Here is a 254-nt window from a genome sequence, read left to right on the forward strand (position 1 = left end):
GATGTCATTCATGCGGTCTCCCGCAAAGGGGCGGATCTTGTTAAGCCGGACTGGATGGACTAAACCTTTCCTAAAGAAGATATTCTCCGCCACATCCTTGCGCATGAGATTCACCACATGGGACAACTGTCGGTTTGGGCCAGAGAGATTGGAATAGAACCGGTTTCGGCTAATGTGATAAGCCGTCCGCAGGAAAAAGCCGCAAAAAAACAGCACCTCTGACGGGATGCCGTTTTTATATTTTAATGCTTCTT

The 254-nt window shown here is 48.0% G+C and carries 1 pseudogene; it reads left to right on the forward strand.

From position 1 onward, the window contains the following. Nucleotides 1-222 (forward strand): annotated as a pseudogene (locus tag SB660_RS22205) (DinB family protein); the annotation flags it as partial. Nucleotides 223-254 lie beyond the last annotated feature (32 nt).

Origin of the sequence: Bacillus sp. SIMBA_005 (assembly GCF_046535585.1) — a bacterium.
Taxonomy (GTDB): domain Bacteria; phylum Bacillota; class Bacilli; order Bacillales; family Bacillaceae; genus Bacillus; species Bacillus pumilus.